This is a genomic window from Kitasatospora sp. NPDC054939 (assembly GCF_053610105.1).
In genome coordinates, this window is the sequence record NZ_JBSGXP010000195.1 from 1 (window position 1) to 13,766 (window position 13,766).

7 protein-coding genes and 4 pseudogenes are annotated in these 13,766 nt (G+C 68.1%); 4 read left to right on the top strand and 7 right to left on the bottom strand.

Annotation, left to right across the window (positions count from 1 at the left end):
* Positions 1-1,315 (top strand): annotated as a pseudogene (locus ACWGB8_RS35065) (hypothetical protein); the annotation flags it as partial.
* Between the two features lie 64 nt (positions 1,316-1,379).
* Positions 1,380-3,110 carry a YrhB domain-containing protein gene (locus ACWGB8_RS35070; protein WP_452217708.1) on the top strand — a complete coding sequence of 577 codons (1,731 nt, stop codon included), beginning with the start codon at positions 1,380-1,382 and terminating at the stop codon, positions 3,108-3,110.
* 576 nt (positions 3,111-3,686) lie between these two features.
* Here ACWGB8_RS35070 and ACWGB8_RS35075 read toward each other — a convergent pair.
* Complete coding sequence (locus tag ACWGB8_RS35075; protein ID WP_452217709.1) at positions 3,687-6,470, bottom strand: P-loop NTPase; 2,784 nt, start codon at positions 6,468-6,470, stop codon at positions 3,687-3,689.
* A 231-nt stretch (positions 6,471-6,701) separates the two neighbouring features.
* Between ACWGB8_RS35075 and ACWGB8_RS35080 the strand changes: the two genes are divergently transcribed.
* A complete protein-coding gene (locus ACWGB8_RS35080) occupies positions 6,702-7,016 on the top strand; it encodes a hypothetical protein (protein ID WP_452217710.1) in 315 nt (104 codons plus the stop codon).
* 172 nt (positions 7,017-7,188) lie between these two features.
* On the opposite strand, the pseudogene ACWGB8_RS35085 reads toward ACWGB8_RS35080, so the two are convergent.
* From ACWGB8_RS35085 to ACWGB8_RS35100, 4 genes and pseudogenes are all read right to left on the bottom strand, one after another.
* A pseudogene (locus tag ACWGB8_RS35085) lies at positions 7,189-8,186 on the bottom strand (IS701 family transposase); the annotation flags it as partial.
* Positions 8,187-8,295: 109 nt separating this feature from the next.
* Positions 8,296-9,822 carry a group II intron reverse transcriptase/maturase gene (ltrA, locus tag ACWGB8_RS35090; protein WP_452217711.1) on the bottom strand — a complete coding sequence of 509 codons (1,527 nt, stop codon included), beginning with the start codon at positions 9,820-9,822 and terminating at the stop codon, positions 8,296-8,298.
* A gap of 583 nt (positions 9,823-10,405) precedes the next feature.
* Positions 10,406-10,681 (bottom strand): annotated as a pseudogene (locus ACWGB8_RS35095) (transposase); the annotation flags it as partial.
* A 157-nt stretch (positions 10,682-10,838) separates the two neighbouring features.
* Positions 10,839-11,216, bottom strand: coding sequence for a hypothetical protein (locus tag ACWGB8_RS35100; RefSeq protein ID WP_452217712.1), 378 nt, complete (start codon positions 11,214-11,216; stop codon positions 10,839-10,841).
* A 105-nt stretch (positions 11,217-11,321) separates the two neighbouring features.
* On the opposite strand from ACWGB8_RS35100, the gene ACWGB8_RS35105 reads away from it, so the two are divergent.
* On the top strand, positions 11,322-11,660 hold the full coding sequence (locus tag ACWGB8_RS35105; RefSeq protein WP_452217713.1) for a hypothetical protein: 339 nt from the start codon (positions 11,322-11,324) through the stop codon (positions 11,658-11,660).
* 132 nt (positions 11,661-11,792) lie between these two features.
* Here ACWGB8_RS35105 and ACWGB8_RS35110 read toward each other — a convergent pair whose 3' ends face one another.
* Both ACWGB8_RS35110 and ACWGB8_RS35115 read right to left on the bottom strand, forming a co-directional pair.
* On the bottom strand, positions 11,793-11,957 hold the full coding sequence (locus tag ACWGB8_RS35110; RefSeq protein WP_452217714.1) for a hypothetical protein: 165 nt from the start codon (positions 11,955-11,957) through the stop codon (positions 11,793-11,795).
* Positions 11,958-11,986: 29 nt separating this feature from the next.
* A pseudogene (locus ACWGB8_RS35115) lies at positions 11,987-12,139 on the bottom strand (PRC-barrel domain containing protein); the annotation flags it as partial.
* Between the last annotated feature and the right edge of the window lie 1,627 nt (positions 12,140-13,766).

Genomic DNA, 13,766 nt, shown 5'->3' on the forward strand with positions numbered 1-13,766 from the left:
CGGCATGACCGACCTCATCGACAAGATGAAGAAAGGCCGCAAGGAGGAACAGGACTACACCGACTACATCAAGAGCCTCGGCCGCATCGAGGCCCGCCAGAACGCCCTCGGCACCCTCATCGACCGGTTGCCGCCGGGCGAGTACCAGGCGGCGAACCGGGTCCTCCAGGGCATCGCGAACGCCCCTCCGGGTACCGACCGGGAGGCACTGCTGGCCCGGCTGAGCAACGCGGTGTTCCAGCAGGCCCAGGGCCGGCTGGAGGCGGCGGCCGCCAAGGCCGAGGATGACGCCATCGCGGCGCAGGTGACCGAGGCACGCGTACGGGCCGGGCTGAGCGCCGCCGCCCAGGCCGCCGGGAAGATGGCCCTCGGGCAGCTGGCGGTGGCCTCCCAACTGGCCACCGCGGCGCAGCTCGGCGCGCTGTCGGTGACCGAGAAGGTGCTGACCGGCGCCAAGGCGGGCTACGACGAGGGCGGGGTCACCGGAGCTCTCTGGGGCGTGGCCGGCTCGACGCTGAAGGTCAACGCCGCCAAGGCACTGATCGACGCGGCCACCGGGCGGGGCAGCCTCACGGCGATCGGCACCGGGCTGCTGCAGGACTTCGGGAACGTCCCGCTCTCCCGCGTCCTGGGGGCCCGTCCCAGCCTGGCGGCCCTCCCGCAGGCCGCCGCGGCACGCCTGGGCCGGATGTCCACCGCCCCGGACCGCGCGGCCATGAGCGTCCGCAGGATCGTGCCGGCGCCCCCGCCGCCCACGCCCAAGGCCGCGCGGCTCGGCCTGGACGAGCCGTTCGACCCGTTGAAGCGCCGCCCTTCACTGCGTGGCGCCGCCAGGGTGGCCGAGCCCGGGCCGGTGAGCCGGCGCTCCTCGGAGCCCGCCGACCCGTCGATGCCCGTCGGGCGGGAGGCCCCGCCGCATCCGGAGGCCCGGGTGTCGGTCTTCCACGACCCGCTGGGCAAGCACGTCCGGCCCGTTTCCGGCAGCACCCCCCAACAACGCGGACACGACTACGAACGCGCGGTCCGCGACGACCTGGCGGGTGGCTCCTCCTATCGCGTGCGCCACGAGGCGGGCGACCGGCCCAGGGTCGGGGACGTGGGCCAGTACGAGGTGAAGTACATGACGCACCTGGGGTCGGAGCAGTACGACCAGCTGTGGCGCGACCTGATCGCCTACAACCGGGCGCATGTGATCATGCCGAGGCTGAGCCTGAACGACCAGCGGAACCTCGCCCAGATGGCCGCGCTCTTTGAGAAGAAGACCGGTATCCGGCCCCAGATCGCCGTGCGGGAGACGGGAGGAACGGCCGAGTGAACCGGGTTCGAGGGCTGCCGGGGCCGCGCTCGGCCGCGGTGACGAGGACGGGCGGTGACGACACGTGATCGAATTCGCCGAAGCGCACCGGCTGGCGCTGGACTACGTACGGAACCTGTCGGCCGGCGTGCGGACCGATCTGGTCCTCCTCGACGAGGAGGTCGGGGACGAGGGCTGGTGTTGGGTCTTCCCCTACGACTCGCGCGCGCACCGGGAGAGCGGGGGTGGGCGCGGTGCCCTGGTGCGGGCGGCTCCCCTGGTCGTGGTCAAGGAGACCGGCACCCTGCACGCGCTGGGCGACGGCACCATGCTGCTCGACGACGCGCTCGCCCTGCTCCGCCCGTCGCCCGGACCGACCGCCACCGGCCTCGTGCCCGGGGCACCGGTACCCGCGGGCCTCACCCGGGCCGTACCGCTGAACCGGGCCGAGCTCCCCGTACTCCTCCGGCACCTGGGGCTGCCGCCGCCGGCTCCGCTGTCCCCGGTGCCCGACCTCCTGGCGGCCGACCTCCCGGCGACCAGTGCCGGTGCCGGTGCCGGACCGGTCCGCGAGGCCGGCGAGATCCTGGGCGACCTCCGGGAGTTGTCGGGGGCGACCGTACGGAACGCGCTGACACCGCTGCTCGTCCCGGACCGGGTGCTGGACGCCCGCAGCGCCCTGTTCGGGGGTGAGCCGACCGGATCCCGGCTCTACGCCTCGCGCCGCTGCGGGGACCTCTTCACCGGCCTGCGCCCCGCCCCAGGCCCCCACGGCGACTACGACTACGAGTTGCTGGCGCCGTACACCCGTGACGACCTGGTCGAGTGGACGCAGTCGCAGGCGCGGCTCTCGGCGGCGGTACCGCTGGCGCCCCCCGCGGAGGAACTGGACGCCGAGGAACTCGCCTTCCTCCTGGCCCTGGTGGACGCGTACAAGACCCGCCATCTCCGTTCCCTCGCCGACCGGCAGCCGGACCGGTCCGCGATCACGCTCACCTCGGCGGACGTCGTGGACGCCCAGGACGGCGCTCTGCGGATCGCCGACCGGCACTGGCTGACCCGGGCGGTCGGCGAGGTCCTCGGCTCGCTCGTCCGGCCCGGCGGCCACACCGGCCTCCGCCTGCCCACGCTCACGCTGGAGAGCGCCGAACGGCAGCTGCGCCGCTACGCCGACCTCGGGGACGTGGAGCGTACGGGCACGGACGAACCCGCCCGGTACACGCTGTCGGTCGGGCTGTCGGTGTTCGCCGGCACGCTGTTCAGCTGGATCACCCTCCTGTCGCTGCACGACGTGCAGCTGACCGGTGTGGAAGGTGACCGGCCCATCGGGCAGGAGGAGTTGCTCGTCCTCGTCGCGACCGGGTCCACGCTGTGGGTTCTCCTCAGCGAGGGCCTGACCCTGGCACCGGACGACTGGTCCCGGGTCCGCTTCGCACTGCGCTCGCCCGGGCCCGGTGATGCCGCGCGGCTGGCCGACGAGTTCCTGCGGCCGCTCCCCGGGATCTCGCTCCCTGACGAGGTCTACGCACCGATGACGCCGCCCGTCCCGCCGCCCCCTCCGCCCGCTGCCGAACCCGTGTGGCGGCCCACGCACCAGGTCCCCGAGGGAGGCATGCCCGCCTGGCCCGAGCCCGACCCCGCGGGAGACCCGGCCACCCGGATCGACGCCCGCGTCGAGCTCCGGCTGCTCGAGCGACGGGGCGACTGGGCGCACATCGTCTGCTCCAACGGCTGGTCCGCCTGGGTCGACGGCCGGACGATGGACCCGCTCGGGCGGGCGGCCGGACCGCGGGGCGGGCCGCCGGACGCCGCCTAGTACTCCAGTGTGACTTCGTGATCTATCCGGTTGAGGGGCTGGCGACGCTGCCGGTAGTGGCTGCGGCGGGCTGCGGCCTGATGGTGTCTGCGCCAATTCGACCAGTAGAGCAGCCTGCGTGGGGATGTGCTCGGCGGGTTCAGCAGAGTGCCGAACAGGTGGCGGATCTCCGGAACGGTCAGGTCGATCGGCTCTCCGCTTCGCCGGGACGGTTCGGATCTGCACATCTGGTCGGCCTCGCGTCGTCGGCTGCCACGGCCAGGAAGGCCAGCGCGCACCGAGGTTGCCCCTTTCGATGGGCACAGTCGAGGTTGGTCACCCTCAGCTAGGACATTTCCGTCGGCTCCACCTCGATCCGCGCGCACCACCATGCGCCCGTCGCCCGTCGCCCCCGCCCCCCGCCGATCCTCAAACGGGGCGTCGCACACGCGATCGCCTGGTGGCGGTGGTGCGGCCTGGCGAGGCCCTCGGACGGCCAGACCACCAAGATCCACCTGAGTGTGAAGGGTCGCTGGCGGGCGTTGTCCCTGGTCGTCACGCCGGGACGATGCGCAGACTGCAGCCAGTTCTAGCCCGTCAGGCCGCGGGAATCAGCTTGAGCTTCGACACCGACACGTGCCGGCCGCGAAGGACGGCCGGCAGATCCTCAGGCAGGCTGTCGGTGATGTTGTCGAGTAGCTGTTGGAGGTTCTCGGTCGTAATTCTATTCTGCAAGACAAGCGGTGAGCCATTCGAGGCGAGGTAGCGACACTGAATGTTGAAGAATCGCTGGTCAGTCCAATCCATTCGGAGCAGTTGCACGAAGTGCAGACTCTCGGAGAGCGCCCGCAGCAAGAGTTCGTCGTGAGTCTGCCGGTGTAGTGCCATCAGAGCGGCACCCATGCCGAGCAGGGCGCGCCGATAGTGTTCGCAGCCGCGTGCGTCGAACTCGGGGCTCGGGTAGCCGACCGGCGGATCACAGACCGCCGCGTCCAGCAGGACGTTGATCGCCGGGTGCCCGTTGACGCCGCAGACTGTGGCCCACTCACTGAGCAGTCCGGCGATCGACTCCGGGTCCTCGTACTCCCTCCCGGGCGCCAGGAGAGCGGCAGCGACCTGATCGGCCTCCTCGTACTGCTTGAACATACGCAGGATGTGGACTCGCTCGGTGTGGTAGGTGAGTCGTTGGGGGCGCTCCTCGATGGCGGCGTCGATGGCCAGCAACGCCTCGTCGAGCGTGGGCAGCGCACTGCCTAGATAGGCGACGTGCCGGTGGTCGCTGGTGAACTTGCCAGTCCGGTTGCTGTCCTGCACTGCGCATCGGACCAGCCGGTCGATGACCGCCAGGAATTGTGCCGAGCGCTCCTTCCGGGCAATCCGCACGGCCGCCTCGGCGATGGCCGGATGTCGGGTGAACACATGACCGGCGTGCTGTTTCGCCAAGGCCTCCTTGCCGAGCGGCTCCAGCACGAGGTAGTCGACGGCGTTCCGGTCGCCCTCGATGGCTTTGGCCAGGATCTCGCGCGACAGGGTGAACTGGTGTTGGCCGATTGCGTCGATCAAAGCAATCATCAGGAAGGCGTCTGTCAGGGAGATCGCGGCGGTCCTCGGGTGCTTGTCCAGTCGGTCCAGCAGGTCACGCACCCGCGCCTCCAACCCGGCGCCGTATCGAAGCTTCAGCATCGCCCCGAGGAGCGAGCCCTCGACTGGATTGTTACTCTGTGTTGCTGCCGTCAGCCTCCCGGACTGCTCGGTCTCGGGAACGGTGGCGAGTTCGCCTAGTCCGCTGGCGCCACAGGCGCGCCAGGCCTCCACCACTGCGACCGCGTCGCCCTCGGAAAGCTGCGGCGTCACCAGAACGGTGTCGATGCCGAGCCTGGCGAACCCGCTGCGGTATCTCCAGTCACGCTCCTGGGCACACAACAGGAAGCGGATGTCGTCGCGTGGACGGGGCGCCCTCATGACAGCGCTCAGCGGTTCGACCCAGAGGTCCGCCTCCTCCGCGCAGAGCAGGTAGTTCTTGCCGTTGCGCGGGAGATTAGAGATCGCCTCAGCATCGATCATTCCGCCGGGCTCCCGCCAGAGCACCTGGATGTCCTCCATCTCCTCGGCTGCGCGGGCGACCGCCTGCCGGAAGGCGAGGGACTTGCCTTCGCCAGCGGGTCCGATCAGCAGAATGATCCGTTTCCGGTCCGAGGAAGGCGGCCACCTCAACTGGTCCATGATCCGCGAGACCAGCGAGAGCCGCGGAATCCCAGGGTCTGTCGCATCACTCCAGTCCGGCTCTCGCCCGTCGAAGAAGGAGACCCTTGACCCGGCCTTCCGGGGCTGGGATCTCAGCGACAGGTAGGAGGGACTAATCTGCGTCCAATCGGACAATGCAGCGGATCGAATTGGGGATGGGTTCAGCTGCTGATAGGCGCCGAGCAGCTCCGGCAAGAATGTGTTGACATCGACCTGCTGATAGAAGACCACAGCGTCGAGGAACTCGATTTCCTGGAAGACCTTGGCCTGGAAGGATTCCTCGGAGAGCACCCGATTGGAGGTCCAGGCAACCTCCATCCCATGACGATCCTTTTGCCGGGCTCGTTCGACGAGCCACTGAGTGAATACGTCGTCCCAGCCTCCGTAACCCATGACGACAAGCTGCTTCCCATGCAACAGATCACGCAACGACCCATCCAATACCGGGCGCGATCTGGTCAGCTGCCAGTCGGTGTGGAGGGTGTCTCCGAAGCACCAGTACCCATGAACGTGAACTATCTTCACTATGCCCGAGCCGAGCTGGACGATCCGCCCGTCCCCGTCCATGGCTTGGGCAAGCGGTACCCCACTGGCCTCTCGCACGGCGATCTCGATGAGGGGGTCGAAGTTCGTCGTGATCACCGGGCCGCGAATCTCCTCGGGCATTTCGAGTAGTAGTTCCCCAAATGCTCTCACGCCACGGTCCAACAGCCATCCCGGCCGCTCCTCAATCCTCTGCAGTGCGGCCTCATTGTCGATGAGGGTGGAGGCTTCCTTGGACGAGATCCCATCGAAGGCCCGCAGGACCGCTACCCGAATAATGTTGTTCAGCAGTCTCAACGAGCGACTGCTGTGAATGAACGCCGCTGCCCGCTGATAGGCGCCGGCACCGGACGGATCTCCGACGAACTCGTCGAAACGAAGTTGATCGTCCTGATACTTCAGGCTTGATCGCATAAAATCAATGAGCCGATTGACGCCTGGGACGGTTCCCCGAGTGAGACCCGAACCGACAACAAATACTATCTCGCGGTCACCAGACGCTAACTGATCGCGTAGCTTTGAAATGAGGGAGATTCGGTCGCTTATCATGAACATTTCTTCCCCCTTTGAAAGTTCGGGAATCATTTCTGCCATGCAGAATTATCCTCTTCATCAACTCTACTCCGCGAGGCCGGGCTGCACACAGGGGCGTTTGAAGTTCCGGCGACGTAGACGGCCTAGTGCTCCAGTGTGACTTCGCGATCATGTCGGTCTCGCGGCCTACCCTGGCTCGCTATGGGCTACGACGTGACATCACGCGGCGTGAGAACTGGTGGGGCGAAGAGGGCCGCGAAGGGGCTCCGAGCTTTCGAGCGAATGCTCCGCATGATCCAGAACAGCGCCAATGAGCGGGGCGTGCCCAGCAGTCTCACGATCGATACTCGCCGCAGAAGCTGCGACTTCGAGCCGAAGGTGACCGAATGTGATCAACGCCAGATGAAGACCGACCCCGCTGGCGAGCTGATCGTGCGGGCGCCGACTGCCAACCGGCGTCATCGCCCACGTCGAGCACGCCGGCCGCTGTCGGCGCGCGAAAATGTCAGCGCAGAGCGAGGCGCGGCCAGGGAGTCCCTGGCACTCGTCCCCTTCGTTCACCGAATTCTCAGCCCGGACTGGGCTCCTGTAGGCAACCGGGGATAGCAAGTACCTTAGTCGAGCGGACGGTTATCCCAGCTCACAAAGAAGTACTCGGAAATCACGTCTCCACCCCGGGTGGTCCGAGTGCGTTCCTCGACCGTGAAGGACACATTTGTCCCGAGCGTCAGATTCAGTCCGATCAGCTGGCCTAGTAACTCCAGTGTGACTTTGCGATCTATCCGGTTGAGGAGTCCGCGAGCCGTCGCTGGTAGTGGCTGCGGCGAGCACCGGCCTGGTAGCGTCTGCGCCAGTTTGACCAGTGCAGCAGCCTGCGCGGGGATGCGTTCGCCGGGATCAGTAGAGCGCCGAGCAGGTGGCGGATCTCCGGGACGGTCAGGTCGATCGGGTCGGTGCTGCGGGCGGGCCGGTTCGGATCGGCGGTCCTGGTCGGCGTCGCGTCGGCGGCGATGGCGGCCAGGAAGGCCAGCGCGAGCATGGCCAGGGTGATGCGGCTCCAGTGCCGGACCTGGTAGTGGTCCAGTCCGACCTGGCCTTTCGCGGCCTGGAAGCACTCCTCGATGCACCACCTGGTCCCGGCCACCCGGACCAGTTCGGACAGCGGCACTCGCCTCGGGGACCAGCACAGGTAGAAGGCGAGCTCGTCACTGCTCGGGTTGCGGCGGATCAGCAGGTGCCGGTGGCCGTCGGCCCCGATCTCGATCCAGGCCCAGTCGTAGTAGCGCGGCCCGCTCGCCCCGGCGCCGGCGCTTTGCGGGTGCCAGGCTGATGCGGGTAGGCGGTCGGCCACGGCATCCGTGCGGGCGGCGGTGCGGCCCTGGTTGATCTGCACCCGCGTGCTGCAGGCGACGGCCAGGACGTAGCCGATGCCACGGGACTCAAACAAAGCGCGCAAACTCGGGTCTTGACCGTAGGCCTCGTCACCGGTCGCCCACGAGGCGCCGATCCCGGCGTCCAGCGCCGCCGCGATCATCTGCCCAGCCAGCGTCGGCTTGGTCGCGAACTCCACTTCGGGCACTCCTGCCCGGCTTCGGCGCTCGGTGTCCTGGCACCACGAGGCGTCGGGCAGGTAGAGCCGACGGTCGATCAACGCCCGTCCTCTGCGAGAGGCATAGGCAAGGAAGACACGATCTGAGTGTTCTCGATCCGGCCTGCGGTGCCGGTGTACTGCCGCTGCACGCCCGCTGAGCCGGTGCCCTTCTTCAGGAGTTGGGTCGGGGACGGGACGCCGTGCACCGTTTCGGGTGTCGGTTTTCCCGTCCCCGCCCGCCGAACCGGACGTGCCCGTTGGCCGAGCATCCGGCTCTCCACGTGATCCGGTGGATCAGGCGAGGTATTCGCTGACCTGGCCGACGAACGCCGCATCGTCGTGGCTGGTCCGGCGGAAGCGTGCTCCGTCCGGGTTGACCTCGTCGATGTTGTAGGGCGTGCTGATCTGCGCTCCGCGATAGCGGTGGCGTTCGACCCGCATCTTCGCCGGGCTGTAGAGGACGATCCCGCCCTCGGTGATGCAGTCGGCTCCAAAGAACAGCCGCCGCAGCTTCTTCCAGGTCAGACGGGGGTGCTTGCGACGTATCCAGAGGATCATCCTCCACCACGCGTAGTGGCCGGGGTAGGAGAACGTCTTCTTCGATGCGCCGTAGCGGAAGTAGGCCGCCCAGCCCCGCAGGACCGGGTTGACCGTCCGCAGCACCGCCTCCAACGAGAGCAGGGTCGTGCCCCGCTCCGTCAGTTTCTTGATCTTGTGCATCACCGATGCCAGGGCTGGCTTGGACGGGATGGTGAGCACGACGCGGCGACCGTCGCCCCGGGTCTTCGCCTGGATGTGGAAGCCGAGGAAGACGAAGCCGTCGTCTATGTGGGTGATGTGGGTCTTCTCCTCCGAGAGGGTCATCTTCAGCCTGTCGGCCAACAGCATGCCGATCTCCGTCTTGATCGCTTCCGCGTCCTCCCTCGTGCCGTGCACGAGCACGACGAAGTCATCCGCGTATCGGACCATCCGGAAGTTCGGCAGTCCCCTTCGACGTCGGTGTTGCCGACACCAGGCCGGGGACATCTCCTCGTCCCAGATCCGGGCGACGTGCCGGTCCAGGACGGAGAGGTAGATGTTGGCCAGCAGCGGGGAGGCGACCCCGCCCTGCGGAGTCCCGGTGAGGGTCTCCGCGAGCCCACCGTGCAGTTCGACAACCCCGGCCCGCAGGAATGCGCTGACCAGTCGCAGGACCTTGCGCTCCTTGATGCGCTCGGCCACCAGGTCCATCAGGACGTGGTGATCGACGTTGTCGAAGCAGGCCTTGATGTCGCCCTCGATGACCCATTCGTAGTTCGACGGCCTGCTGGTGAGATGGTGGATCTCGGCGATGGCATCCTGGGCCCGACGTCCTGGCCGATACCCGTAGCTGGACGGGTAGAAATCGGCCTCGAAGATCGGTTCCAGGACCAGCTTGAGCGCCATCTGCGCGACCCGGTCGCGCAGGGTCGGAATCCCCAGATAACGGGCCTTGCCGTTCTTCTTGGGGATCACCGCCTGCTTGACTGGCAGCGCTTGGAACGTCCCGTCCCTGAGCGAGGAGCGGAGCTCCTCCAGGAACGGGATCACTCCCAGGCGTTCCTCGATGTGGTAGCGGGTGACCGCGTCCACGCCCGCTGTCCTGGCACCCCGGTTGCCGGACACCCGCTCCCAGGCCACCAACAGCGTGGCCCGGTCGCAGATCAAGTTGAATACGTCAGCGAACCGGCGGTCCGGATCGCTCCTTGCCCATCGGTGCAGCTTGAGTTGATGATCGAGTACCCGCCGCTCGGCCGCGAAGATGCTCGGCCAAACTTGCGGCGGCGCGTCGTTGTTCAACAACGTCCCTCCCCGACAGCACTCCTGCTGCCATCACGCTGTCGCCCTTCCCTGCGGACGGCTTTCCCGTCCTCGGAGTACTACGGCGACTCCGCCACGACCCAGCATCATCGGCAAGCGTCGCGCCTGCCCGCCGCCCGGCCGGCTGCCGGGCGGGGAGGGCGATGCCAAGTCGCTTCCCACGTTCACTGAGGATCTCTGAAACGGCTTCGGTGCCCAGCTCTACCCCGGCGGCATCGCCACGGACCGCACATCGCAGTCTTGGTCCGGACCTCCCGGCGCCCACGGGATAGAGGCGACGAGAGAGGAGAGGCCACCGGATAGAGCACTCTCCAGCACCGCGGCGCGGCCCATCCACCAGGTTCGGCAGGCCGCTGACGACTCACGGGGCTTCAACCACTGGTTCAGTTTCCTTACACCCATTCCGTCTTCGCTTGCGGGCACGGACCGTCTGGTGGTCTCGATCCGCCCCTACGTTGTCGAGACTGCTTCCGGCCTCGCCCCCGACCTGGGGTCCAGCCTGTCTCCAGCTTCAACCGGTCACTGCGATGACCAGCGGTGGGCTCCCCTCCACTCGATCCTCAGCGCCTCGTGGCGCACACCCGGTCTCGTCCACGATCAGGACGCCGTCGTCGGCGCCGAGGTGTTCGAGGACGTAGGCCCGGATGTCGTCGCGGACCGCGTCGGCGTCCCAGCAGGTACTTCGTAGCAGCCGCTGCATCGGCCCGGGGCGGGCGTCACCGGCCTGCTCGGCCAGCCGCCAGCAGTTCTTTCGCTCCACGCCGGACAGCAGGGCGAGCACGAACGCGCGGGTAGTCGCCCGCGGTTCCACCCGCCGGAACCGGCCCGCGATCCGGGCCATGGCCTGGTCGAACATCTCCCGCCAGCGGGCGGTATCTATGCTGTGACTCGCGGCCACCGCACGATCTTCAGGAGTCCACACAACCCCCGATGATCACGCGGTGGCCGTTCCGCTTCCCGCGCGGGTCCCAGCAGAATCGCGAAGCCAGCCTGGGGCATCAGGCCGACGGCACGACCGGATCGGGGCCGCCCCACCCGAGAATCTCGCGCTCAGGATCCCGCAGATGCTCCCAGACGCGGATCCCCAGAGCCTGCAACACCTCGCTGCGTCGGCTCGTGGTGAGCTCGTCGAGGAACTCCCGGCAGCGCGCCAGAAGGTCGCGACTGGTTTCCGGCGAGTCCAGAGCCGGCCGGAGAACATCCCAGTAGAACGCTTCGGACAGAACCGTGTAGAGGCCGAGGGGTCGTGGGCTGCGGCCCAGTTCCTTTGCGGATTCACGCTCGGCCGAGTCCAGCTGTTCCAGGAGCACTCGCGCCTCTGGAACGTGGGCTTCGAGCGAGGCTCTGACGAGATTGTCATCCGTGAGGTGGGGCACCGGTCTCCTCTTTGCGTGACAGACTGCTCGACAGGACGCCACGAGAGTACGCAGTTGCCGGATCCCGTCGGGCCGTGACCCGATGCAGGCACCACCGCCGACGACTTGCTGACCGCCCAGTCGGATAGATCACAAAGTCACACTGGAGTACTAGCGGCGGGAGCTGCGGCGCGCGGGCGGGGCTATCCGGGCCGGCTTCCCGACCGGCGCCTTCTCCAGGTCGTCGAGCTGGGCGACGATCGTGGCACGCAGGTCGCCGTAGTCCTGGACAACAGCCTGACCGTCACCGCCCTGCCCGAACTCCGCCAGGCCCAACGCGACCACCAGCGCCTGATCCGCCACCCGGACGCCGCCAACGCCACCATATGGGCCAAGGCCATCACCACCCGCTGGTACGACCAGCAGAGCGTCCTCGCCACCCGCTGGCAGCACCGGCTCCGGTAAGCCCGCCGACGGGCCCCACGTCGTCGGCCACGCCCGGTGCCCACCCGACGGGCGCCTTGCAGATGATGAGCTCGCGCCGCCCGCCCGCACCCTCGCCATGAGACGTCGGCTCCGCCGGCCGACAGGGACGGGTCAGCGCAGGAGGCGCCGGTTCCCGGCCGAGCGAACCGCGAGATAGACCACATCGGCGATGAGCAGCAGGACACCGATGGCGAGCAGGAAGAGGACTCCGTCGGCGACAACGCCGATGATGCCGAGCACGATTGCGACAACAGCGATCAGGAGGAAGAGGACCATCGCACGCCTCCTTCACGGGGCGAAGATGTTCAGCGGCGGGCGAGCTGGCGCTCCCCGGCGGCGCCCGACTGGTAGGTCAGGCCGTAGTGCCGGAAGATCGCTTCCTCGTCCTCGGCGGGCAGGACGTCGTCGGTGCCGATGGCCGGGCAGTCCTTGATCAGCGGCTTGTCGTAGACGACCTTGGTGCGCCACTCGCGGATGTCGCCTACCTCGATCACCGTGACTCCCTTCCCACGGCCCGCACCCGCGGGCACCGCCCACAGGACCGACCCGGATGGCCGCCCCGCCTGCACCCCCGCCCCTTTCAGCGTGCCTCCGTCCGCGCCCGGACACCAGTACCCGCGCCCGTTCAAGCCGAGCCCGTCCCCCAGCCAGTGCGCGAACCGCGCGCCGACTCGGCCGCCGACAGCACGATCAACAGCGGCACCAGGGTCAGCGACCCGAGAGCCGCGAACCCCGACGACCGCTGCGGCAGGGCCAGATCACCGCCCCGCCTGCCCCGCCCGACCACACCGCGCAACCACCCGAACCAGGACGGACGGCCCGCACCACCGGAAGACTTCATCGGCATGCACCACCACTGTCGGCCCATGCCCGCCCCCGGCGCGCACCTCGCACCTCGGGCCTGCGGCGTGGCGTGCAGCGATGGGGCCGTGGACTATGCCAATCAAGATCGTTTTCGGCATGTCGCTTGCCGGGTCTGCGCTCCTTGCGTAAATGTTCTTCTGCGCCGAGCGATCGGGAGGGCCCGCTGTGGGGCGGGACCATCCGCTGCCCGTTGTCATCGCGGGCTGGATCCGCGTCGGCGCCGCGGCCTGTCGACGGCCGCGGCGAATGGGGGCAGCAAGGCACGCTGCCCCCATTCGGGCCGGAGCACACCGAGCCCGAGCCGAGAGGGCGCTTGGCCGTCCCGCTGCGAGGCGTGTGCGCTGGCGTGCCCCGAGTGTGCACCGCCGACCCAGGGTCGCGCATTGCGCGTACGCCGTAAGCCGCCGATGGCGGCGTCGAGCATCCTGGCGTGTGGGCGCCATGCCGTTCGACGGAGCCCAGCTTTTCCCGCCCGGCCGCTTCCCCGTCTCCCCGCCACGCCCCACGCGTGCCGTTCGTAACCAAACGGTTACATTGCGGGCCACCTGGACGGGCGGCTGGGGCGCTTGGGCTGGATGTGCGAATTCAGCGACTGGTCGAGGGTGCATTCGGGGCGGATTTCCCCTGGTGCACGGGCTGCGCGAAGCGGTCCGGCGTGGGCCGTCCGGGGGATGCGGCCGACCCGGGCCGCGCACGGGCTGCAGGTCTGCGCCGTGACGCTCTCCGGGCAGATCGGGGGAACTTTGTCGTGTCTATGAGTGGCGATGCCTGGTTGCCGTGCCAACCTGCTGGGGACCCGGCTCCACGGTCGGCACGTGTTCTCGTCGATCCCCGCACGGGGCCACCCGCGCCCCTTGCCGTCGAGCCTGGCTTCGCTAGTCGGGCCATCGCGCCACTCGCCGATTTCAGCAGAGAGGGTGACGGAAGCAGGAGTCTCCTATTCAAGATCGCTCCAACAGCATGACTGACCGCCGATCGGGGCGAGCGATTCCGACGTCGATTAGTTGTGCGGCAAAAGAGAATCCCCCTGCATTCTGCAGGGGACATCGCGAACTGATCGCCTTATCTTGCCGTGCCTTGGCAAGGGGCGAGCAACCGCCGTATTTCCCCACAGAGATAGGGCTTTAGAGGACGTTAAGTCCGTTTCTGGATGATCTGGTGTCGCCCGTTCGTGGGTACGGAGGCATTCAGACCGACTCGCATGTCGTGTGCATGATGGGG